We start from the raw sequence: 486 nt of genomic DNA, 5'->3' as shown, positions 1-486 counted from the left end.
CCTTTTACACCGGCAGCGCCATCGATTACCGGCCCGGCGTCAGGATCGATCGGATCGATGCCGGACGCCGCAGTTTGGATATTGCCGGCGGTGGTGCGCTGGCCTTTGACCACCTGATCCTGGCGACAGGCTCGCGCCCGCGCACGCTGCCGCTGCCCGGTGCCGACCTGTCCGGTGTGCTGTCGCTGCGCTCGCTGGCCGATGCGCGGCTGATCCGCGACCTCAGCACGCAAAGCGACGAAGTCGTCATCCTCGGCGGCGGTTTCATCGGGTTGGAGATCGCAGCCACGTTGAGGGCCGCCGGTCGCACGGTGACAGTGGTCGAGGCGGTGGACCGGCTGCTCGGCCGCGCCGTGGCGCCGATCGTGGCGAGCCACGTCCGGCAACGGCTGGAGGCGACAGGCGTGCGCATCCTCACCGGCACCTCCATCGCCAGGCTCGATGGCGAAAACGGTCATGTCACGGCCGCCATCACCTCATCAGGCG

General features: G+C 68.9%; 1 protein-coding gene. It reads left to right on the top strand.

The genetic code is table 11. The features are described 5' to 3' along the window. On the top strand, positions 1-486 hold a 486-nt coding region (locus EN906_RS36760; RefSeq protein WP_164777736.1), incomplete at both ends, for an NAD(P)/FAD-dependent oxidoreductase.

It is taken from the genome of Mesorhizobium sp. M7A.F.Ca.CA.004.06.1.1 (assembly GCF_003999135.1).
In the GTDB taxonomy this organism is placed as follows: domain Bacteria; phylum Pseudomonadota; class Alphaproteobacteria; order Rhizobiales; family Rhizobiaceae; genus Mesorhizobium.
This window is presented reverse-complemented; position numbering and strand designations above follow the sequence as displayed.